Origin of the sequence: Haloflavibacter putidus, assembly GCF_006546625.1 — a bacterium.
Lineage (GTDB): Bacteria > Bacteroidota > Bacteroidia > Flavobacteriales > Flavobacteriaceae > Mesonia > Mesonia putida.
Genome location: NZ_VIAR01000004.1, coordinates 163805 through 187566 on the forward strand (window position 1 = coordinate 163805; position 23762 = coordinate 187566).

Consider the following 23762-nt stretch of genomic DNA (forward strand, 5'->3'; position numbering starts at 1 on the left):
TTTACGCTATCGCGTGCTTACAGCACACAGCCTAAAGCTTACAGCTGATAAATGCCTTGTTAATTTTTTAAGAATTACAGCGCTTTAACGTGTTTTTGGGAAGCAAAAATCTACATAGTGTGGCGTTTTTCTACACAAAGAATTGCGATAATTTTTCAAAAGGCTTGCTTATCAAGCAATAACCAGCATGGCACTAAAATTGGTTTTTCTAGTATAAAAAAATAAACGTTAAGTTTTATACTATGAAAATTATAAATTCAGAATTTACTAACCTGCAAGAAACTCCTACATCTAATAAAACCCTAATTTTGGTTGGGACTTTTTTATTGCTCTTGGGAGCAGTTTTTGCAACCTACTTTTTTTACCCTTATTTTGAAGCTATTCATTTAGAACGAATGCAAAGCGTTTGGGGTAAAGCCTTGCGTTATGGTGGCCTTGCATTGCTTGGCGTGCATATTTCTTTTCTGTTATATGTTTTTGTGCTTTACCTGCGTTACAAACTCGTAAATCCGGTAGAAGATAAAAATCTTCCTTTTTGTACGGTAATTGTTCCGGCTTATAACGAAGGCGAATTAGTATGGAAAACCTTAACCAGTTTGGCAGAGAGTGATTATCCGGAAGATAAGATACAACTTATTGCCATAGACGATGGCAGTAAAGACGATACTTGGGAGTGGATGCTTAAAGCAAAAAGAGAATTGGGCAACCGACTTGCTATTTACCAACAACCAAAAAACAAAGGAAAAAGACACGCCCTTTACAGAGGTTTCCATTTAGCTACCGGCGAAGTTTTTATAACCGTAGACAGCGATTCTATTGTAAAGAAAAATACTTTACGCAATATGGTAAGTCCGTTTGTTGGCAACGCCAATTGTGGCGCTGTTGCAGGAAACGTAAGGGTTTTAAACACCAAAAAAGCGCTTATACCACGTATGCTAAATGTAAGTTTTGCGTTTAGTTTTGAGTTTGTACGTTCTGCACAAAGTGTTTTAGGATCTGTTTTATGTACGCCGGGTGCTTTAGCCGCTTACCGAAAAGAAGCCGTAATGAATTGTCTACCAGAATGGATAAACCAAACTTTTAACGGGCAACCTTCAGATATTGGCGAAGACCGCGCAATGACCAATATGATTTTAAAACAAGGTTATAATGTTTTATTTCAGCGTAATGCTTTGGTTTATACCAATATTCCGGAACGCTATAAAAACTTGTACAAAATGTTTATTCGGTGGGAAAGAAGTAACGTACGCGAAAATATTGCTATGAGTAAATTTGCTTTTAAAAACTTTAGAAAGGGTTCAAAAACCGGTACGCGAATTTTATTACTAAATCAGTGGCTAAAAATCTTATTGGCTTATCCGTTAGTTTTGCTAATGCTTACCTTTATAATAACTTATCCGCTGCTTTTTATAAGCTCTTCGTTAATCAGTATTTTGGTTTTTTCCAGTATTCAAGCTTTGTTTTATGCCAAGAAACACGATAATTGGTCAGAGTCTTTTTGGGCATATCCGTACAGTTTGTTTTATACTTTTACCCTTTTCTGGATAACACCTTATGCAATTGCCACTGCCAGTAAAAGTGGATGGTTAACCAGAGAGTTGCCGGTAGAAAAGCTTAAAAAAGTAGCATAGGAGTTAAAATTATAATTTTCTAAAAAAAACCGTCTTTATCGTTAAATCGAAAAGACGGTTTTTTAGTGACCTGAGTTTAGCTTAAGTTTTTTCAAAAAAAATGACACAATAATCGGAATTACGCTTTAAGGAATCAAAAAAAGACGTTTTTTCTTAGGTATTATTTGAATTCTATTTTAAATAAATTTAATAATTCTAAATTTTCTTTTTTGCATCGCCCAAAAAAGAAATAAAAAAGTCTAGGTTTATTTTAACCTTCTTGAAAAACATAAAAAACCTTATTTTGTGGATGGCAACCGCTTCGCTGGGTCATCCTCCGTTGCCAGCCGCTGCGGTTTTTCTGGATTTACAGCGAAGCCTACAAGTAGAATAAAAATCATTCAAGTCATTTATCGTGTTTTTGGCATTTCTTCGTTTGAGGCAAAAACCGCAAACTTTCTCACCACCGCGCTCTTCACTATTTTAAGTATACAGAACTTAAAATTAGCGTTTAGCCGTTTCCAAGGCTTTAAAACTTCTTTACGGAAAAACTTTAGCCGGCAGTACCCTTCTGTTATTCTCTGGGACGAACGTTACTTTCCTTAAATTAAGAAAAAAGCTTTTTGGAGTTTTAAATTTAAGAAATTGCTTGTTTTTATAATTGCTTTTTTTCTTCCGAAAAGGGGAGAATTATAGGTTTTTCATCGTTTCTGAAAACTCGCAAATACCTAAAACTTCGGAGCATTGGTATTGTAGCTTTTTAAATTCTTTTTCGTTTTCTTGTATGTCTTTATTCCAAAACGGAATCATTTCATCCAATTTTTCCTTCCAAGCTTTGCTTTTTGCTTTTTCCGGAAAGGCAAAATGAAGCAATGTTACCATTATATTTACCGCAACAGATGCCCCGGGAGACGCCCCTAATAAAGCCGTAATGGCGCCGTCTTTACTGTGAACTACTTCGGTACCAAATTCTAACGTGCCGCCTTGCTCTTCGTCTTTTTTTATAATTTGTACCCGCTGGCCGGCAACTTTTAGTTCCCAATCGTCGCTTTTGGCATCTTTTATAAAAGTACGTAACTCTTCCATTCTGTCTTCATGGTTCATTTTTACCTGACCTACCAAATATTTGGTAAGCGGGAGGTTATGCCAAAAAACGCCCCACATCGCCGGGATATTTTCAAAATTAACCGATTTGAAAAGATCTAAATACGAACCTTCTTTTAAAAATTTGGTGCTAAAGCCGGCAAAGGGGCCAAAAAGTAATTCTTTCTTTCCTTTTATATAGCGCGTGTCTAAGTGTGGTGTAGACATTGGCGGAGCATCGGGACCGGCTTTACTGTAAACCTTGGCGTGATGCTGTTTTATTACATCCCTATTTTTACATATAAGCCATTGGCCGCTTACTGGAAAGCCACCGTATTGGTTTTTCTCTTCTATTTCTACTTTTTGCAGCAAAGGTAAAGCTCCGCCGCCGGCACCAATAAAAACGTGGGTAGCATCGCAGTAAAACTTCTCGTTGGTATCTAAATTTTTTATTTCGGCAAGCCAATCTACGCCTTCTGCCGGATCTATATCTTCTACTTCAAAACCGGTATGTACGGGGGTGTCAAACTCTTCTTCTAAAATTTTAAATAATTTTTTAGTAAGCAGTCCAAAATTGACTTCGGTGCCCATTTCCATTCTTGTACCGGCCATTGGGGTTTTGTCATTTTCACGTCCTTCCATAATTAATGGAAACCATTTTTTTAAAGTTTTAAAATCTTCCGAAAACTCCATTTCTTCAAATTGCGAATATTGCTTCATTTTTTCTACTCTTTTCCGTAAAAAATCTACGTCTTCTTTTCCGCTAACCCAACTATGATGTGGTACAGCATGAATAAAAGCTTGCTCGGTTAAATAGCCTTGTTTAACCAAATAAGACCAAAACTGTTTCGATTGCTCAAATTGTTTAAAAACTTCTAAAGCTTTGGTTACGTCAATAGAGCCATCTTTTTTTTGTGGCGTATAATTTAATTCGCATAAAGCAGAATGCCCCGTTCCGGCATTATTCCAAGCACCAGAACTTTCTAAAGCAACTTTGTCTAAACGCTCTAAAATAAGAATGTTTAAATTGGCATCTATAAGTTTTAGCATAAGTGCTAGAGTGGCACTCATAATTCCGCCACCAACGCAAACCAGGTCGTATTCTTTTTCTAATTGTATAGTTTTAGGCATAATAAAATCTTTTATCTTACAAGGTAGAAAAATACCGGCGTTTCTGCTGTCAAAGAATTATTAAAATAAGGGTTGGTAAATTGCCTGCTTGGTTGTTGTATTGGCTTGTCGATGTATTGGCGGGTTAATTTTTAATCTTTGATTGGTTAATTAGAAAATGACTATAAGCTATTTGTAATATGCTTTTTTCGCTTTCGCGGAATTTTTATATGCTTCCCGCAACCCGAAAATATTTAATAATAGAAGCTTGCGGCTTATTGCATCAAGCGGTTATATTTAAAGACTTCTTTCCGGAAAGATTCGGAAAAATCTTTATCTTAGGAGTTCTTTGTATTTTTAAAATTTAGCTGTTAGCATGACTAAAAACACCAAACGTGATCAAGGCTTGGAGCCGGTAAGTGAAGAACATTATGCATTTTTATTTTTTGGTTGGAAAATAAGCGAAGGCTTGCGCAACAATGTAGATACTAAGCGTTTAAAAGCTTATGCAGATTGGTTTAAAGAAAACTATATCGAGCCACATTTTGAGATTGAGACAAAATATGTTTTTCCTATTCTTGGTCTAAAAAATGTACGGGTAAAAAAAGCCTTGGCCAACCACAGACGTTTGCTAAGATTGTTTAATGAAACGGAAGATATCTATCGGGCTTTAAATAGAATAGAGGAGGAGATTGGCAGGTATATTCGGTTTGAGGAGCGAGTTTTATATAACGAGATACAAAAAGCAGCCAGCGACCAACAATTGGAAGAAATTGAAAAACAACACCAAAAAATGAATTTTACAGAAGAAGAATGGGACGATCAATTTTGGAAATCGTAAAATATATCTTATAAAATTATAAACACTTAAAATATTTCGCTTATCAGTGATTTACAGAATTTCCGTAAAGCATAAAATAATGGTCTTTAATTTTTTTTGCTGGTAATTTTTTTGAGAGACCGTTGTTAATATTATTTAATTAAGCAGTTAAAACTTGTGTTTTTTAGTTTAAGTAAGCGGCGCAAGCTTCTGCACATTTTCTACAGGTTTCTGCACATTTTTGGCAGTGGTCGTGTTTGTGTTGTTCGCATTCTTTGGCGCATTCTTGACAAATTTCATGGCATTGTTGTACCATTTTTCTTACATCTTTATAACCATAACTGAGTAGTTGAGCGGTTGCGTTACAAATGCTGGCACAAATTTGATCTGTATTGATGCAGCTCGTCATTTTCTCTACATTTTCTTCTCCTAAGCACGCCGCCGCGCAATAATTACAGTGTGCTACACAATTGTATAAGTCGGTTATTAAATCGTTGTTTTTCATAGTATTTGTTATTAAAATTAATGGTTTCGTAGTTCTTTAATCAATTCGTGTTTATCCATTTTAGAGTACCCCTCAATTCCAATTTCTTTGGCTTTTTGGTTAAGTTCTTTTTTGGTACGTTTTTCGTATTTTTCGGCTTTTCCGCCTTTTTTGCCGGAGTTGCTCTGGTTGGCAATTCTAGCAGCTTTTTCTTTGCTCATTCCTTTATCGCGCAACTCTTCGTACTGCTCATCATTTTTAATTTGATTTCCGTGATCCTTCGCCATAGTTTTAGTTTTTAAAAGATTTATGAATTAAAATTACAAAAAGGTATTTATTCAGGGTGTTTAGAATTCGTTAATAAATAACTTATAAAGTTATAAAATAAATCAGTTTTTTTTTAAAATAAATTTACTTAACATAAAAAATGCATAGTTTTTAGGTGTTTAATCTGAATATTACTGTATGCCTATTTTAAATGCATATTTATATTTATCCTTTTTTGGTAGCAATAAATGTTGTCTGTTTTTTTAATAGTCGAAAAAATAAGGTTTAAGCCGGTTGATTTGCTAAAAATCCTGCTTACGAATTTCCAGCAGAGATTCAAGCTAATTTTAATAAAAAATTCTGTAAGAATAGAGTTTTTATCTTATCATCTGGTTGTGCTTTCCGGAAGGTTTTGAAAATAAGAGTTACTTATAGGAAAATTATACGATATATATATATAAACACTAAACATTTTTACAGATTCTTTAAAGTGTATAGTTAAAGTAATTATAAATAGCAAAAACTAAATTTTTAAAAATATATCTTTAAGAATATAGACGTTAACTAACAGCTTTAGACTAATAAAAAATTAGCCAATGATCTTTTTAAAAATTATTCTAGGAAGTATCTGTGCAACTACGATAATGACTGTATTTAGTTATATATATGAAGAAATGAATAAAGGAATGTTTAAGGAACCGCAGCTTTTAAATTTTTTGGTAAGAAATTCTTCTTTATCATTTTTTCCGCGCCGTAGCCACATATTGGGGTGGGGTCTTCATTATTCAATTGGTTTGGTTTTCGCTATTGGCTTTGAATTATTGCTCTTTTATCAAATTATTAATTTTTCTGTGGGGCGAGCTTTAATTTTTGGTTTTGTTATAGGGATTATTGGTATCATTGGGTGGAATATTATGTTTCGTTTATCTAAAAAACCAGAAGCTTTTAACAGCATTCCTTTTTATAGACATATTTTAATAGCTCATTTACTTTTTGGTGTGATTCTCGGCTTATTCTATAAACTTTGGAATATATATATTATATAAAAAAAAGATCAATAATTTTTCATAATATACGTTTTCGACAAAGACACCTAAAGGTTTAAAGCTTTAGATTCTTAGTTGATGCAGTAGAAAGTCAATATTTTTTAAAAATTTAAAAACAGCCCAAGGAGATATGTTTTGTTCTATCTTCCCACTACATTCTCGCTTAGGGACGGGAACAAAAACTCAAACTCCAAGTGATAAAAACTAATTACATAAAATAAATAAAAGTAGTATGCGATCAATTTGGAATGGTTCTATAAGTTTTGGTTTAGTATCTATTCCCGTTAAATTATACTCGGGTTCAGAAAGCCATAAATTAGATTTGGATATGCTGGATAAAAAAGATAATGCACGTATTCGGTATAAACGGGTTAATGAAGAAACAGGAAAAGAAGTAAAGTGGGAAAACATCGTAAAAGGTTTTAAAAAAGAGGATGCTTATGTGGTTTTGGAAAAAGAAGATTTTGACAAGGCCAATATGAAAAAAAGTAAAACCATAGACATAGAAGAATTTATAGCAGAAGAGGAGGTTGCCGATGTACTTTTTAAAAAACCCTATTTTGTAGAACCTCAAAAAGATGCCGGAAAATCATATAATCTTTTACGTAAAGCTTTAAAGAAAACCGGCAAATTGGGAGTAGCTACCTTTGTAATGCGCCAAAAAGAACATTTAAGTTTAATTGGCGTGTATAAAAATATTTTGGTTTTGCACGTTATTCGGTTTGCCGACGAAATTAGAAATCCATCCGATTTAAAAGTGCCCAAAACTAAAGTGGCTAAAAAAGAAGTAGATATGGCCATTTCGCTTATTGAACAATATACTACAGATTTTAGTTTTAAAAAATTTAAAGACCATTATAACGACCAATTGATGGCGATAATTAACTCTAAAGCCAGTGGTAAAAAGGCAAAAGTAGATAGCTATAAAGAAAATGAACCTACCGGTGCAGAAGACCTTATGGCAAAGCTAAAAGCAAGTTTAAATAAAAAGAAGGAAAAAGCCTCCTAAGCATGAGCTTACAAGAATATTCCGAAAAAAGAAATTTTAATCAGACTCCGGAGCCTAAAGCTAAGCTAAACAAGAGCAATTCTTTGCGCTTTGTAGTGCAGCGGCATAAGGCTAGAAGTTTACATTACGATTTGCGTTTGGAGATAAACGGGGTTTTAAAAAGCTGGGCTATACCAAAAGGACCTTCTATGAATCCTGACGATAAACGCTTGGCTATAGCTACAGAAGATCATCCGGTAGAATACTTAAGGTTTGAAGGCGTGATACCTAAAGGAAACTATGGTGCGGGCAAGATGCAAATATGGGATAAAGGTTTGTACGATACTTTGCAAAAAGAAAAAAAAGCACTTTTAGAGGATTATCGTCAGGGAAATTTAAAAATTGAACTTTACGGAAGTAAGCTTAAAGGAGCCTTCGCCTTAGTTCGTACCAATAATAGTGAGAACGATAAGCAATGGCTGCTGATTAAAAAAAAAGATAAATACGCAACAAACTTATTTTATGATGCAGAGACTTTTGTAGGGAAGAAAACTTCTACTAAAAAAGGAAAAACTATACAATTAAACCCCGAAAAACCAATAAAACCAATGTTGGCCGGGACGGCAACTAAAATTTTTAATCATCCAGACTGGATTTACGAACTCAAATGGGACGGTTACCGAATGTTGGCAAATATAAACCATGGTGAAGTAAGTTTGTATTCGCGCAACGGGATTTCTTACAAAAGCCAATACCCTTCTTTGGTAGATGATTTAGAGCAAATTCCGCATACAGCTATTTTAGACGGAGAAGTGGTGGTGGTAGATAAAAAGGGAATTTCAGATTTTCAGGCTATGCAAAATTATTCTGAAAAGACAAAAGGAGAACTACGATATTATGTTTTTGATATGCTTTTTTTAAATGGACACAGCATGTTAAATCTACCACTAAAAGACCGTAAAAGTTTACTCCCGGAACTTTTAGAAGACGCGAAGCATATTTTTTATTGCGATCATGTTGAAGGCATGGGAAGTGCTTTTTATAAAAAAGCTATAGATGCAGGTATGGAAGGGGTATTGGCAAAAAAAGCCGACTCTTCCTATAGCGTGGGAAGCCGCTCTGAAAATTGGTTAAAAATAAAAACTGTAGAAAGTCGGGAAGCCATTATTTGCGGGTACACTGCTTCCCATAAAGCTGTTTTTGGTTCATTGATACTTGGCATGTATGTAGAGCAAAAGCTTACTTATATTGGTAATTGCGGTACCGGTTTTTCTTATAGAATACAGCAAAATTTACTGCAAAAATTCCAAGCATTGGAGACAGAAAATAGTCCTTTTAACCAAAATATAAACTTAAAAGGAAGAAAAGCCCATTGGATAGAACCTTTACTTATTTGTGAAGTAATTTATTCTGAAATTATCAAAAAAGGATTATTGCGACACCCTGTTTTTAAAGGTCTTCGGGAAGATAAAAACACAACCGAGATAGGACCTGAAAAGAAAATTGCAAAAAAAGAAAAGATACCAGTTGCAAGCTCTAAAAAATCTGAGACCCTCGAAATTGACGGACATCCGGTACCTTTTTCCAATTTAGAGAAAGTATATTGGCCAGAATCCGGATTAAAGAAATACGATATTATAGATTATTATTTAAAAATAGCAGAAACTATTCTTCCGTACCTAAAAAACCGGCCTCAAAACCTACATAGACATCCTAACGGAATTGAACAGCAAAGTTTTTACCAAAAAGATAATGAAAATCTGCCTTTTTGGATAGCTACTAAAAACCTATATTCTACTTCTTCCCAAAAAGAAATAAACTACTTGTTATGTCAAAATAAAGCAAGTTTGTTATATATGGCTAATTTAGGCTGTATTGAGTTGCACCCATGGAATTCGAAAGTTGGTAGTTTAACAAAGCCAGATTATACGGTAATCGATTTAGACCCTTCTGAAAAAAATAACTTTACGGAAGTTCTTGAAGTGACTTTGGCGGCAAAAGAAGTTCTAAGCAAAGCCAAGGTAGATGCTTATTGTAAAACTTCCGGTTCTAAAGGTATTCATATTTATATACCACTGGGAGCAAAGTATACGTATAAACAAGCGAGAGATTTTACGAAGTTACTTTGTTATTACATTCAAAATAAACTTCCTGGACTTACCACTTTAGAGCGCAGTAAAAAAAATAGGAAAAACCGGATATATTTAGATTACTTACAGAACCGAAAGGGACAAAGCCTTGCCAGCGCTTACTGTGTAAGACCCAAAAAATACGCCCCGGTTTCTACGCCTGTAAGCTGGAAAGAGATAGAAAAAGGCTTTGCAATAACAGATTTTACGGTACATAACCTTCCTAAACGTATAGAGAAAAAAGGAGATATTTTTAAACCTATTTTAGGACAAGGGATAAGTATAGAAAAGGCTCTAGAGTATTTAGAATCTAAATAAGCATAATATTCAATCGGTTACAGTTAGTATTTGATAGACTTTGCGTTACTAGATAATTGTAGCAGATATGCTTAAAAAAACACCTCCGGAACGGACCGAAGGTGTATAATAAATTTCGAAATTGAGTTTGCGTACTCTGGTAATCTAAGCCGGGATTTTTTTTGCTTTTTCTTCGCGCTCCCAATTTCTATGCTTGGCTATACCTTCAATAAATTTTTGTGGATTTTTATTGATAAAAACACAAGCATCCTCTTTAAATTCCTTTCCGTAAGTGGCGTCTAATAATTGTTCTCCTTCTTTACTTACGGCAATAGCTTTACAATGTTTTAGCGCTTCATTAATAAATTTTTTCGCTTTAGCTTCTTCTAACAAAGCATTTACACTTTTTTCGCCTCCCGGAACGAAGACGGCATCGAAAAGCACGCTTTCTGTAGTTAGTAATGCTGCATCAACCTGATGTTCTTTTCCTTTGTCACATTTTACCGTTCCGCCATGAGTGGCCAACAACTGAATTACTGCTCCTTTTTCTTCTAAAGCTTCTTTCATTTCCATCAAGGCTTTACCGTCAAATCCATCGCTTACCAATACTGCAATTTTTCTACTTGTAATACGATCTGTTTTTAAATGAGTTTGACTTAAGGCTTCTGATTTTTCTAAATAATTCTTTTTTTCTTTTGGCTGGTGTTTCTCGACATCAGCATCTGCACCAATAGCTTGGTTTACCGGATTTTCTATTTCGGAAGGAATTTCCATACCTAAACTTTCGGATACTTTTTGGGCTAGATCCTTATCTATTTGTGAAATTAAATAGAGCATTCTTTTTTTTATGTGGTCGTATGTGCATTTACCAATTTCAAAAGCATAAGCAGCTGCCAAATGTTCCTTTTCCCAATCTTGAAGACTGCGGTAAAATAAAGCCGGTTGACTATAATGATCGCTAAAACTTTCACTTCTTTCTCGTACTTTTTTTGCATCTACTCGTTCTTCATAAGAAGTAAAACCTCCTTCGGCCATTTTGGCTAGATGCGGACATCCGCCACCAATTGAGTTTGGAAAATAAGCTGTTTTTCCTTTATTAATAGTCATACGCATATGCGCATCCCGTTGGTTATTATGTACTTCATTAACGGGGCGATTAATAGGAATTTCGTGAAAATTGGGACTTCCTAACCGCGATAACTGGGTGTCTGTATACGAAAAAAGGCGCCCTTGTAATAACGGGTCATTGGTAAAATCTATTCCGGGAACCAAATGACCGGGATGAAAAGCCACTTGTTCAGTTTCCGCAAAGAAATTATCGGGATTTCTGTTTAAGGTCATTTTTCCTATCCTTTTAACAGGAACCATTTCTTCCGGAATTAATTTAGTAGGATCTAATAAATCAAAATCAAATTTATGCTCATCTTCTTCCGGTACAATTTGAAAACCTAATTCCCACTCCGGATATTGTCCTGCCTCAATAGCATCCCATAAATCACGGCGATGAAAATCACTGTCGGCTCCATGAATTTTTACTGCTTCGTCCCAAGTAATAGAATGGACGCCCAGCAAAGGTTTCCAATGAAATTTTACAAAATGCGATTTCCCTTCTTCGTTAATGAGGCGGAAAGTATGAATTCCAAAACCTTCCATCATTCTAAAACTTCTTGGAATTGCCCGATCACTCATAAGCCAAATTTGGTTATGAAGCGTCTCTGGGGTGTGTGAAACAAAATCATAAAATGTGTCATGAGCAGATGCTGCTTGCGGAATTTCTCTGTTGGGTTCCGGTTTAACCGAATGAATAAGATCTGGAAATTTCATAGCATCTTGGATAAAAAATATGGGCATATTATTGCCAACTAAATCAAAAACACCTTCTTCTGTATAGAATTTTGTAGCAAAACCTCGCACGTCTCTTGCCAAATCTGCCGAACCTTTACTTCCGGCTACCGTTGAAAAACGAACAAAAACAGGGGTTTTTCTCGAAGTATCTGTAAAAATTCCGGCTTTGGTGTATTTTTCTTGACTTTCGTAAAGTTCAAAATGCCCGTGGGCTCCGCTTCCGCGAGCATGCACAATACGCTCAGGAATACGCTCGTGATCAAAATGGGTGATTTTCTCTCTTAGAATAAAATCTTCTAATAAGGTGGCGCCGCGTTCTCCAGCTTTAAGAGAATTATTGGTGTCATTTACTTTTAGCCCTTGATTAGTGGTCATAGATTGGTCTTTCCCGTCTTCTTTATTCTTTTGTAAATCTTCTGACTTGGAAGTAGAATTGTCGTTTTGTTTAGGTTTACTCATAGCTTTCTGTTTTTTAATAAAGTCTTTAAATTTAAGTAAATTAATTCGAAATTATTATGGATAGAAAGTTTCTTTAGTGTTAAAAAAATATATTTTTCGCTTATAAGTACTTTTTTAAAAAATACAAACACAGGTCTTCCCCTGGTTACTATTTAGAAAAAATCATAACTATTCTAATGCAGTTTTAAAGAAAATTTGTTTTGCCATCTATTACTAAAATGCAGAATTTAAATAAGTTGGCTAACAGGGCTACAATACCGGGAAGATAGAAAATAGAATTACAAAACCAATTATACCTGCGTAGTGATTTACAATAGCTTTAAAGAAAAATTGTTTACTTATAACCGGTGGTTTAGTCGGTTCATTACAATTAAAATTTTAACTTTATAGCAAATAATATTTCCAATCTAAATCAATGGCATTATTTCAAACTTCGGTTTTAAAAAAGTACCTTAAAACACAAGATCAAGACCAGATTAATAAAGCGTATAAAAAGTTTAGCAACTACTTTTTAAATCTGTCTATTCAAGAAAATATCAAGAGTTCTAAAGAAGAAGAGTACCAAGGTATTTTTCTAACAGAGCTTTTTGTAAAGGTTTTAGGCTATACGATGAAACCTAATATAGATTTTAATTTGGTGGCAGAATATAAAAACCAAACCAATTCGCGTAAAGCAGATGGCGCAATTTTAAAAGAAGATTTAGCCATAGGCGTTATAGAACTTAAAGGTGCCAATACCAAAGATTTAGAAAGTATTCGTAAACAGGCTTTTGACTATAAAGCTAATCAAAAAGGATGTAAATATGTAATTACTTCCAACTTCGAAAAACTACGGTTTTATATTAACGATGCAACCGAGTTTTTAGAGTTTGATCTTTTCGGTTTAACCGAAGAAAAATTTGCATTACTCTATTTATGTCTGCAAAAAGAAAATGTAGTAAACAATATTCCATTAGAAATAAAGGAAGCTTCTTTGGTAGAAGAAAACCAGATTACCAAAGGTTTTTACAAAGATTATTCTGTTTTTAAACGCGAGTTGTACCGCGATTTGGTGCGCAATAATGCTAAAAATTTAAAAGCAATTCGTAAAAATGAATTGCTTAAAGAAATTGAAGAAACAGCTACGCTTAACGCGGAAATTGCTCGCTTAGAGAAAAACGTAAAACTTACATTATTTAAGAAGTCGCAAAAACTTATAGACCGCTTTCTATTTATCTTCTTTGCCGAAGATCGCGGACTTTTACCGCCTAATGCTATTTTACAAATTATAGAAGATTGGCACAAACTTAAAGACCTAGATGTAAACCAACCACTTTATGAGCGGTTTAAACTCTATTTTAATTACTTAGATACCGGAAGAAAAGGCACCGACACAAAAGCAGAAATCTTTGCTTATAACGGTGGACTTTTTAAACCGGATGCTATTTTAGATTTACTGGAAATTAACGATGAGTTGCTCTATAAACATACTTCCCAACTTTCCAGCTATGATTTTGAAAGCCAAGTAGACGTTAATATTTTAGGACATATTTTTGAAAATTCGCTAAACGAAATAGAAAGTGTAAGCGCAGAAATTGAAGGCGAAAATTTTGAAAAACAAAAAAGCAAACGTAAAAAAGATGGCGTTTTTTATACGCCCAAATACATTACCAAATATATTGTAGAAAATACCATAGGTAAACTTTGTCAAGAAAAGAAAAGCGAGCTTAATTTTCACGAAGAAGATTATTTTGAAGTAAAAAAAGGCACAAGAACTGCCACCAAAAAGAAACTTATAGCAACCTTAGATACATATCGCGATTGGCTGTTGCAACTCACTATCTGCGATCCGGCTTGCGGCTCTGGCGCGTTTCTAAACCAAGCATTAGAATTTTTAATCGCAGAACACGCCTATATAGATGAGCTTAAAGCAAAGGTTTTGGGCGGTGCCATTGTGTTTAGTGATATAGAAAACACCATTTTAGAAAACAATATTTATGGCGTAGATATTAACGAAGAAAGCGTAGAAATTGCCAAGCTTTCTTTATGGTTACGAACCGCACAACCGCGTAGAAAATTAAACGATTTGAGCAGCAATATTAAATGCGGAAATTCTTTAATAGAAGATAAAAGCGTTGCTGGCGATAAAGCTTTTAAATGGGGAAAAGAATTTCCGGCGGTTTTTAAAGAAAAAAACAAAAAAGCCTATCATATTACCACAGCCATTCACGACAGCCGAACTTCTGCCAGAATGGAAGAATATGAGGTGCGTAAACGTCGGGATTTTGGAACCAATCCTTATCCCAATATTGTTTATTTTACTCCCGAAGACGATTTTGTGATTACCAAAACTTTAAAAGAAATTGTAGAAGAAGATAACCTCCTTGTTTTGGCTTACAATATTTGCGGCGATCACATTCATTTATTGCTAGTGTGTGAACTTGATGAAATACCGCGCATCATGCAAAAAATAAAAGCAGTAACCTCAAAGAATGTCCGTATTGCACGGGAGCGTAGTACACACAATACAAGGGAGCATGCTCCCTTGCAGGGTACATACCTGCAGAATGCTCCTTTGCGACCTGCAGGTAATACAACAAGGGAGTATGATGCACGTAATACAAGAGAGCAAGATGCACGCAATACAAGGGAGCAAGATGCACGCAATACAAGGGAGCAAGATGCACACAATACAAGGGAGCATGCTCCCTTGCGACATGTAGAATTGCGACGTGCTCCCTTGCAGGATACAAACCTGCAGCATGCTCCTTTGCGGAAAGTAAAGAAGAAAAACAAACCGTTGTGGCAACAAAAATACAGCGCACCAAAAGAGATCACAAGTACAGAACAACTCACCAACACGCTGAACTACATTAAAGGCAACCGCAGCAAACACGAATTAGAACCGCATCCTAAAAAAACGCAGGAATTAATTCATGGTATGCTTTGCACGTACACCGAAGCTTTTAAACCAGAATACACCGGCGGTTTTGATGTGGTAATTGGGAATCCGCCTTATTTGAGAAAACAAGGACTGGTTGAGCATTATCCTAAAATGGTAGAATACTATGAGCAAAACTTCATTTCGGCAACTTCAAATTATGATATTTATGCGCTTTTTATGGAGCGTTCTTACGGGTTAATTAATCAATATGGAATAACTTCTTTTATCTTACCACATAAATTTTTAATAGCAGATTTTGGTTTGGGAATTCGGAAATTCTTCAAGGAAAAAACTGCCGTAAATAATCTAGTACATTTTGGCTCTGAGATTGTCTTTACGGAAGCAGCCACTTATACTTGTATTATAGATTTAACCAAAACCAGAAAAGAAAAGTTACGCTTTAAAAAACTAAAACCCGAACAGTTATTTGACCCGTTTGTTTGGGAAAGTATGAAATACGAAAAACTAACTACCAAAAACTGGGATTTACAAAGTGAAGAAGTTGTAGAAATCATTGAGAAATTAGAAAAGCAACCCCAAACTATTGATAGTGTTTTTGATAAAATTTTTCAAGGTATCGCTACAAGTTTAGACGCAGTCTATGTCTTTCAAGGCGAAGAATACGGTAATTTCATAAAAGGCTATAACGAAAAATACGATTATCATTTCGAAATTGAAAAAGAAATGGTTAAACCTATTTTTGGTGGAAGAGATATTTTTAAATACGATATACCTGAAATATCGAATTATGTAATTTTTCCTTACATATTGAGTGGTGATGAATCCACACCAATGGATGAGAGCTACATAAAAAAGAATCTTCCAAAAGCATATGCTTATTTAAAGCATTTTGAAAAAGAAATTAGAGGAAGAGAACGCGGACGAATGGATATTGAAGAAGGGTGGTTTTTATATATTTATCCTAAAAACCTACCTTATTTTCAAAACCCGAAAATTATGACTCGAGAAATATCTTTGGGTTGTAATATGACCTATGATGAAAATGGAGAGTTTTATCATAATACTAAGGTCTATTCTTTCGTAAAAAAAGACAGTTTTGAAGTAGATGAAAAATACTATTTAGGAATATTAAATTCTAAGGTAATGTGGTTCTTTTTGAAAAATACTGGTTCCGAATATAGAGGTGGTTACTATGTTTTTAAAACAAACTATTTAAAACCTTTCCCGTTACCGGAAATTTCTTCAAACGCCCAAGAAATAATTAACTTAGTCAATGAAATTTTAGCCCAAAATAAAGATTTTTCAAGCAAAACAGAAAAATTCCAAAACTACTTATTATCCCAATATCCGGTAGAAAAACTCTCTAAAAAACTACAAAACTGGCACGAGTTAGATTTTGGCGATTTTATTAAAGAGCTCAACAAAGCCATTAATAAAGAAAACCGCGCAAGACGTAAAAATGAGCAATCGGAAATCCCAAAACTCACCAAAAAAAACGAGTTTGAATGGATGGAGCTATTTGAAGACAACAAGAAAAAAGCGGTTGAACTACAAACCGAAATAAACCGTATAGATAACCAAATAGACCAAATGGTTTATGAGTTGTATGGCTTAACGGAAGAGGAGATAAAGATTGTGGAAAATACTGACTAGCAAATATGTAACAGGACACTTTAGTGCTCTGCTTCTTTAATGGGTGGTCTTTAACAAGGTACTTTAGTGCCTTGTCTGTGTTGTAACAAGGTACTTTAATGCCTTGTCTAGGAAAAGAGATTTGTGGTTCTTTTTGCGTTATTTTACTGAAAAAATGCTTTGGGGATAACTCATAGATACTCCATAGATACCTCATAGATAGTTCACCAAAACCCGTCTATAAAACCAAAAGAACTTTTTGCGTTATTTTTGGCTTATTAAATTCAATTTTCCTTTCTATTGCCTTGTAAATTTTTCAATCAGAAAACTTAGGTCGATTTAAGGTTAGCGGGCAAAAGAATCACAACGCCTGTTATCAAAAAATCTGCGTAAAGAAAAGATTCAGAATACCTCTGCTGCTTAATTCGAGTAATCGTTAATTGATAAATAAGAAGACCTTCCTACAAGGTACTTGTAGTGCCTTGCCTATTTTGACTAAAAAAGGTGCTTTTAATTGGTTGTAAGATAAATATACTAACAAAAAAGAACTCGCTAATGCGGAATCTTTTTCCATTAAGTCGGGATGACAGGATTTTTAGAATCCTAATTACATCCATTGCTGGAAATATAAAAGCTCTGCCAGCAAAAACTGGCAGCTTTTCTTGTTCAAAAACACACTACAAAGCCAGCTTTGCGTGCTTTTTTAAACAAGAAAAGTGATGCTCTCGCATCACTTTTATGCTTGTCGGGATGACAGGATTTGAACCTGCGACCCCACGCCCCCCAGGCGTGTACGCTACCGGACTGCGCTACATCCCGAATTGTTTTTTAAGATCAAATTCTTCAATCTTAAACCAGTTATTTTAAAAAAGACTACACTTATTGTAGTGCAGTTTATCCTGAGCTGCGACCCTAGGAGCATGCCTGCATTGAGCGCAGACGAAATGTCGAAGGGCTACATCCCGAAAATGTTTGAAAGCTTTGCATAAGCTAAAGCTTTGCATAAGCTAAAGCTTACAAGCCTGCAAATATACTTAACTTTTCTTGTTCTTTACAAAAGAAAAACGAGAAAAAATTGGCTATAATAATAGGCGTAAGATTGTCTAATTTTTTACCGAAAAATTCCTTCCGTAAAGCTAAAAACAAAAGATATTAAAGCTTTGCAATTAATTATTTGTTAAAGCTAAATAGGGGTTGAGCGATACGCTTAATTTATACGAAATTTGCAAAATGCATAAATTTAAAGAGCGTAATAAAAAACGCGAAATTGGTATTTTGTTGGTTTTAGGAACCTTGATTGCCTTGGGTCCTTTTTCTATAGATATGTACTTGCCGGCTTTTGAAAGTATTGCCCAAGATTTTTCTATTTCCAAATCAGATGTTGGTTTTTCGTTAACTTCTTATTTTATTGGAATAGCCCTAGGGCAATTGCTCTACGGACCAATAATGGATAAATTTGGTAGAAAAACGCCGCTCTTAGTAGGAATTGTATTGTATATTATAGCGTCTATCGCGTGCTTTTATTCTCCTAATTTATGGTGGTTGGTAGCGGCCAGGTTTTTTCAAGCTATTGGCGCATCTGCAGGAATGGTAGCTTCTAAAGCAGTGGTGCGAGATGTTTTTCCGCCAGAAGAAGTTTCTCGCGCTTTATCTTTTTTAATGTTAATTATGGGAGGCGCACCAATAATTGCACCAACGGTTGGTAGCTTATTGGTTACTTATTATAGTTGGCAAGTAATATTTATTAGCTTGGCAGGCTTAGCTACGCTTATGTTTATTAGCGTAATTAATTTTCTGCCAGAAAGCATAATTCCGGATAAATCTGTAAACCTGCGTACTTCAAAAGTGATAAAAAACTACGTAGGAATTTTAAAAAATAAAATCTTTCTTTTCTTTTCTTTTGCCGGTAGTTTAACCGTTGGCGCTATGTTTGGCTATATATCCAGCGCCCCAATAATATTTATGGATATTTACGATTTATCGGAAACCGAGTTTGGTTGGCTTTTTGGTATGAATGCTGCCGGACTTATTTTTGGTAGCCAGTTAAACCGCTTTGTTTTAAAACGCTATTCTACTTTTAGAACAACCTATAGTATTGCATATATTTTGGTAGGTTTGGCTATTTTGTTTTTACTGAATAGCCTATGGAGCGGTAATTTTTATATTACTATTATTTTACTATTTGGAATGCTGTTTTTGTTGGGTTTTCAAAATCCCAATACAACTGCCTTATCGTTATACCCGTTTACCCGAAGAGCGGGTCGTGCTTCTGCTTTAATTGGTAGTATGAAAATGCTTTTTGGGGCAATAACTTCTTATTTAATAAGCGAATTTACCAATATAAGCTTAGTGCCATTGGCACTTACTTTTTTGATCTCACTAGGGCTTTCGCTTGGTTTTTTAATTTGGTTTAGAACAAAAGAAAAACGTTCGGTGGTTTTTATAGGAAGATAAAAAAACGGAGCTAACTTTTAGGTTAGCTCCGTTTTTGGTTGGTTTTAGTTGGTTAATGAGAATTTAAGCGTGCTAAGAAATTAATTCTAAAAGATTTAAATTCTTACGTTTTAAAAACATTGTTCATTTTCTTTGCTCGTCCAAAGAAAACCCTTCGGCTTAAGCTCAGGATAAACCAAGCCAAAAGAAAAGACGCTTTTTCTTAGGTATTTTTTCGCTTCAAGCGAAAAATCGCTAAGCTTTTCCTAAATTTCTTCCAAGGCTTTAGAAATTTTTACGGAAAAGCTCAGCTATACTAAAGAAAAAGGTTTAACACACTTTCATATTGAATTAAAGTGAAAAAACTATTCTTTTATTACTTTAAGCGTTTTGGTGGCGCCGTTTTCTGCTGTTACTTGCAAGAAATAGCCGCCGGTAGAAAGCGCGCTTAAATCAATGTTTTGAGAAGTGCTTTCTCCCAGATTCTGGAAACTTTTTACTTTACGCCCTAATAAATCATAAACTGCAATAGCTTTTATGCTAGTTGGGCTTTCTATGTTTATTCTACCCGTAGTTGGGTTAGGATAAGCTTTTAAATTCCGTAAAGCATTTACTGCATCTGTAGATAAATTACCGCAAGAAATTGTTGCTTCCCAACCTTGTCCGTTTACATAAGGATCTGATACAAATTTAACGGTTATTGCTCCCGCAGGATTGCTGGCAATAAAAGTTTCTGGTAAGGTATTTCCTGTTAATTCGCCATTGGTAAATAATTGTGCTTCTGTATCTTCGCCATCATAAACGTATAAGAAATCGTAGCCATTTTCTAAGTCTAAGGCTGTAAATTCTAAACTTACTTCTTCGTTGGGATTATCTGGATAAAAAGTTTTACTAAACTCTTGGTTGTTTCCGTAAATACTATTGGTTCCGCCGGTATCTACAAAAATATCGTTCCCACAATAATCGCCATCTGTTAAGAACACTTTTTGTATGCTGCTACCTTGAAAACTTCCGGTGCTGCAAATGTTAGAAGCTTCTATAACATAATAGCTATTTGGTGCTAATTGGTCTATACTAACGCTGTTGCTGGAAGTATTAATCCAGTTTCCTACAAAACTATTAAAAGGTCTTACTCTATACTCCCAATTGGTAGAAATATTATCTACTATATTAAATTCTGCTGTGGTAGTGCCAATGTTGGTTATCTCTAGATTTTCTATAGAGGCAACACAAGAATTAACGCAATCTGTGCCTAAACAAGCTTTCCCGTTAATTGTATTTTGAATACGTGTAGCCGGCTGACTGCCAAAGCCATTGTTAAAGTTTATGCCAACGCTACCAACCAAATGGCAATAGCTCATAATTGTGCCGCCGTTTGTAGGAAGTGGGGCATCACAACCTTCGTCATTACCAGATTGCGGTCCGCAACCATCTATAGCAGTATTGTCGCCATTCCAAGCACAAGCGTGCGTGTGCGGCGAGCCCAAAGCGTGGCCCATTTCGTGCGTCATAGCCATAATTGTCCAAGAGTAAGTTGGTACGTTTTGATAATATTGGCTAATGCCAGAATATGCATAACGGTAAGCACCACATAAACTATTTAAATAAGCTACACTAGTGGTAGAAGGAGAGTTTACCAAATGGCCTAAATCACCGTTAAAACCTGTTCTGTAGTTGCTAAAGAAATTTAAGTTTTCACTAAAATTAAAATCATACGGATCGTCTTCTGTCCATATCAAAACTTCACTCAGGGCTGTATTTACATTATCGTTTTCATATAAAGTAGCAATATTATTATGTACTGCCGTTAACCAGTTTAAAGTTGCAACTTCGTCTGCGTTGTTGTTCAAATAAGGAGCGTAAGCAACCTCATAGTATACTCGAACACATTTATCTTGGTTGTTGCTTTGTTTTGCTGCTGTAAGCGAGTTTTCTAAAGTTACATCTTGATTTTCTGGCATAGCATCTACACCGCAATTAAACGGATTTTCTCCAGTTAAATTTGCTTCGGTATAGCTTAAGAAATCTGTAGAATTTTTAACCTTGGCTACTACCAAGTTTCCCTTTCTTGGGGTAGAGATTATTCCGTAAAGGTTATCTTCAAAAAAACTAAATGCAACAAGTGTATTGGTTTTATTTGCTACAATACCACGGTAATAAATACCCGGAGCATAATTTATAGTTTCTTCTGCCTGATTTTTAGCCGCAAAATCATCGGTTAAAATTTCGGCTTTATATAATTTTACTTCTACGTTGTTATTTTCGTAGGGTACGCTAATAGTTATGGTTTGTGGCTTTTTATAAAGTAAACTCGCTAAAGCGCGTTTGTTTAGTTTTAATACATTAGCATCTGTTGCCGTATTGCGGTAAATGCTAGCATCTACTTCGCTATTAATTTCTAAAACAGGAAAAGTTTTAAAAGCTTTTTTATTCTGTTCTAAACGCAAAATTTCTTGCGCAATTGGTTTGTTATGTTGCGCCATTGCAGCGAAACACAATAAAAAAGTAAATAAAGGGAATAGCTTTTTCATAATTTTTATTTTTTTGATGCCCAAATATAATTAGAAAGAAACCTTATTGTAACAAAATGTTAATTTTTTTTAAATTTCACCGGTAATTTTAACTTTTTTGCGTTCTTGACTTTACGGAAGGATTAAATATGAAAGAGTGTATTTGTTTTGTAAAAAAAACACGATATTAGAGGTGCGTAATTGTAAATTTACTACGAGATGAAACAAACACTTTCGGAACCTTATTCGTTGATTTTTCAACCAGAATTAATCAAAGAAATCGAAGACGTTGCGGTAAAAAAAGAAGTAAAAACCGGTGATGTTTTAATTAAAGCCGGAGATTATATACGTTCTATGCCTTTGTTGTTAGAAGGAGCGATTAAAATTTCTAGAAAAGATGAAAATGGGTACGAATTGCTGTTGTATTTTTTGGAAAAAGGAGAAACTTGCGCAATGACGCTTACTTGTTGTATGGGGCGTCACCAAAGCGAAATAGAAGCTGTAGCCGAAACCAATTCGACTATTTTGATGATACCGGTGCAAAAAATGGAAGAGTGGTCTTCTAAATATAAAAGCTGGAGAAACTTTGTGTTTGAAAGTTACCACGGCAGGTTAATGGAAGTTTTGCAAGCAATAGATTCCATTGCCTTTTCTAAATTAGACGACAGACTTTTAAAATATCTGGAGAACAAACGAAAGATAAACCAAAATTCTACAATAAATAGTACGCACCAAGAAATTGCCAGCGATTTAAATTCTTCTAGAGTGGTAATTTCTAGATTACTTAAAAAATTAGAAAACAGTGGATTTTTAAAATTGCAACGAAACAGTATAGAACTTCTTTAATGAGATCAAAAAACCAAAAATCCTTTTTGGGATATTGAAGCTAAACAAAAAATATGTTAATAGAAATTCTTGGTTATATAGGCGCATTGCTAATTGGAGTGGTGTTAGGGCTAACCGGTGGCGGCGGTTCTATCTTAACCGTTCCAATTTTTGTTTACGTTCTTAGTATAGAACCGGTTATTGCTACGGGTTATTCGCTTTTTGTAGTTGGTTTATCATCTTTATTTGGCACTTTTAAAAACCTTAGAAACGGTATGGTAAATTATAAAGCTGCTCTGCTTTTTGCCATTCCTGCTGTAAGCGCTGTCTTTTTAACCCGCAAATTTCTTATTCCCGCCATTCCCGAAACAATTGCGCAACTTGGTAAATTTACCTTGCATAAAGATATGGCAATCATGGTATTTTTTGCTGTTTTAATGTTAATTGCTTCGGTGAGTATGATAAAAACCAAAAAAGAAACTACGTCAAAACAGAAAGCAGAAAAAAAATCTTCTGTAACCAATTATACTTTACTTTTAGTTTTAGGAGCTTTTACCGGATTAATTACCGGCCTGGTTGGTGCTGGCGGCGGTTTTATAATTGTACCTATTTTAGTTTTACTGGCCAAGCTACCAATGAAAAAAGCTGCAGCTACTTCTTTGTTTATAATCGCTATAAACTCGCTTTTAGGTTTTCTTGGCGATGTGACAAATTTTGAAATAGATTGGATCTTCTTACTTAGCTTTTCTGCCATAGCAATAGCAGGTATTTATTTGGGTATCTATCTTAATAGATTTATTAATGGAAAAAAACTAAAGAAAGCTTTTGGTTGGCTGGTATTGGTAATGGGAATATATATTGTGTGGCGTGAACTTTTTTAAACAAAAAAGGTGATTGTTAGCAAACAACCACCTTTTTATATAAAAAAATAACGCTATAAATCTAAGGCGTAATAGCCTTTTTCTTTGAGTTCTAACAGATAAACAAAAGCATCTTCAACCACTTCAAATTCTTTCGGAATATGTTGTTTTTGTACATCAAATTTCTTTAAAGCAATAGCGCAAGCGCTAAATTCTATAGCTTTGTGGGTTACTTTATCTAGCCATAGTTTTGTGGTAGAACTTTTATTTAAATCTTGTACGGCTTTTCCGTAAAGAACAATTTTTATTTTGCCCAGATTTTCTTTTTTATTTGCTGCCAAAGTATTGGCCGTGCCAATTATTGCCGGTACGTAATTAGGATTACCGGTAGATAATACGTAATTCTTTTCTTGAGCGTTAACGTTGGTAAAAATACTGCTCAAGACTGCTAGGAATGCAATTAGAAAAAACTTTTTCATA

Annotated in this window: 16 protein-coding genes, 1 tRNA gene and 1 pseudogene; 11 read left to right on the plus strand and 7 right to left on the minus strand. The window is 34.7% G+C overall.

Translation table 11 applies throughout. The features are described from left to right. Window positions 1-242 precede the first annotated feature (242 nt). Window positions 243-1631, plus strand: a complete 1389-nt coding sequence (locus FKR84_RS05760; RefSeq protein ID WP_141421349.1) for a glycosyltransferase — start codon at window positions 243-245, stop codon at window positions 1629-1631. Window positions 1632-1916: 285 nt separating this feature from the next. Next, window positions 1917-2216: a hypothetical protein gene (locus FKR84_RS05765; protein ID WP_141421350.1), complete on the plus strand. Its 300-nt coding sequence runs from the start codon at window positions 1917-1919 to the stop codon at window positions 2214-2216. A gap of 84 nt (window positions 2217-2300) precedes the next feature. On the opposite strand, the gene mqo is transcribed toward FKR84_RS05765, so the two are convergent. Then, window positions 2301-3824: a malate dehydrogenase (quinone) gene (mqo, locus tag FKR84_RS05770; RefSeq protein WP_141421351.1), complete on the minus strand. Its 1524-nt coding sequence runs from the start codon at window positions 3822-3824 to the stop codon at window positions 2301-2303. Window positions 3825-4179: 355 nt separating this feature from the next. Here mqo and FKR84_RS05775 point away from each other — a divergent pair, with 355 nt between their 5' ends. Further along, entirely contained in the window at window positions 4180-4644 is a 465-nt protein-coding gene (locus FKR84_RS05775; RefSeq protein ID WP_141421352.1) for a hemerythrin domain-containing protein, read from the plus strand. Window positions 4645-4807: 163 nt separating this feature from the next. On the opposite strand, the gene FKR84_RS05780 is transcribed toward FKR84_RS05775, so the two are convergent. Together FKR84_RS05780 and FKR84_RS05785 are read right to left on the minus strand one after the other, a co-directional pair. Continuing rightward, window positions 4808-5128 carry a four-helix bundle copper-binding protein gene (locus FKR84_RS05780; RefSeq protein ID WP_141421353.1) on the minus strand — a complete coding sequence of 107 codons (321 nt, stop codon included), beginning with the start codon at window positions 5126-5128 and terminating at the stop codon, window positions 4808-4810. A gap of 17 nt (window positions 5129-5145) precedes the next feature. Continuing rightward, the gene (locus FKR84_RS05785; protein ID WP_141421354.1) at window positions 5146-5394 is read right to left on the minus strand and encodes a DUF7218 family protein; all 249 of its coding nucleotides are present in this window, start codon (window positions 5392-5394) and stop codon (window positions 5146-5148) included. A gap of 576 nt (window positions 5395-5970) precedes the next feature. Between FKR84_RS05785 and FKR84_RS05790 the strand changes: the two genes are divergently transcribed. The 3 genes from FKR84_RS05790 to ligD all read left to right on the plus strand — a co-directional run bounded on the left by FKR84_RS05790 (window position 5971) and on the right by ligD (window position 9855). Then, the gene (locus FKR84_RS05790; protein ID WP_141421355.1) at window positions 5971-6420 is read left to right on the plus strand and encodes a hypothetical protein; all 450 of its coding nucleotides are present in this window, start codon (window positions 5971-5973) and stop codon (window positions 6418-6420) included. 232 nt (window positions 6421-6652) lie between these two features. Then, window positions 6653-7429, plus strand: a complete 777-nt coding sequence (ku, locus tag FKR84_RS05795; RefSeq protein ID WP_141421356.1) for a non-homologous end joining protein Ku — start codon at window positions 6653-6655, stop codon at window positions 7427-7429. Window positions 7430-7431: 2 nt separating this feature from the next. After that, window positions 7432-9855, plus strand: a complete 2424-nt coding sequence (gene ligD, locus FKR84_RS05800) for a DNA ligase D (protein ID WP_141421357.1) — start codon at window positions 7432-7434, stop codon at window positions 9853-9855. Between the two features lie 144 nt (window positions 9856-9999). On the opposite strand, the gene FKR84_RS05805 is transcribed toward ligD, so the two are convergent. Beyond that, window positions 10000-12138, minus strand: a complete 2139-nt coding sequence (locus FKR84_RS05805; protein ID WP_141421358.1) for a catalase — start codon at window positions 12136-12138, stop codon at window positions 10000-10002. Between the two features lie 415 nt (window positions 12139-12553). On the opposite strand from FKR84_RS05805, the pseudogene FKR84_RS13570 reads away from it, so the two are divergent. Together FKR84_RS13570 and FKR84_RS13575 are read left to right on the plus strand one after the other, a co-directional pair. Continuing rightward, window positions 12554-14302 (plus strand): annotated as a pseudogene (locus FKR84_RS13570) (Eco57I restriction-modification methylase domain-containing protein); the annotation flags it as partial. A 66-nt stretch (window positions 14303-14368) separates the two neighbouring features. Further along, window positions 14369-16675 carry an Eco57I restriction-modification methylase domain-containing protein gene (locus FKR84_RS13575; RefSeq protein ID WP_141421359.1) on the plus strand — a complete coding sequence of 769 codons (2307 nt, stop codon included), beginning with the start codon at window positions 14369-14371 and terminating at the stop codon, window positions 16673-16675. A gap of 724 nt (window positions 16676-17399) precedes the next feature. Here the strand turns inward: FKR84_RS13575 and FKR84_RS05820 are convergent. Beyond that, window positions 17400-17473: transfer RNA gene (locus tag FKR84_RS05820), tRNA-Pro, on the minus strand. A gap of 375 nt (window positions 17474-17848) precedes the next feature. Between FKR84_RS05820 and FKR84_RS05825 the strand changes: the two genes are divergently transcribed. After that, window positions 17849-19108: a multidrug effflux MFS transporter gene (locus FKR84_RS05825; protein ID WP_262710715.1), complete on the plus strand. Its 1260-nt coding sequence runs from the start codon at window positions 17849-17851 to the stop codon at window positions 19106-19108. Between the two features lie 344 nt (window positions 19109-19452). Here the strand turns inward: FKR84_RS05825 and FKR84_RS05830 are convergent, their stop codons facing one another. Then, the gene (locus FKR84_RS05830; RefSeq protein ID WP_141421361.1) at window positions 19453-21618 is read right to left on the minus strand and encodes a T9SS type A sorting domain-containing protein; all 2166 of its coding nucleotides are present in this window, start codon (window positions 21616-21618) and stop codon (window positions 19453-19455) included. Between the two features lie 198 nt (window positions 21619-21816). On the opposite strand from FKR84_RS05830, the gene FKR84_RS05835 reads away from it, so the two are divergent. After that, entirely contained in the window at window positions 21817-22443 is a 627-nt protein-coding gene (locus tag FKR84_RS05835) for a Crp/Fnr family transcriptional regulator (RefSeq protein ID WP_141421362.1), read from the plus strand. A gap of 53 nt (window positions 22444-22496) precedes the next feature. Beyond that, window positions 22497-23303 (plus strand): sulfite exporter TauE/SafE family protein, encoded by an 807-nt coding sequence (locus FKR84_RS05840; protein ID WP_141421363.1) that lies wholly within the window; start codon window positions 22497-22499, stop codon window positions 23301-23303. A gap of 53 nt (window positions 23304-23356) precedes the next feature. Here the strand turns inward: FKR84_RS05840 and FKR84_RS05845 are convergent, their stop codons facing one another. Continuing rightward, a complete protein-coding gene (locus tag FKR84_RS05845) occupies window positions 23357-23761 on the minus strand; it encodes a DsrE family protein (protein ID WP_141421364.1) in 405 nt (134 codons plus the stop codon). Between the last annotated feature and the right edge of the window lies 1 nt (window position 23762).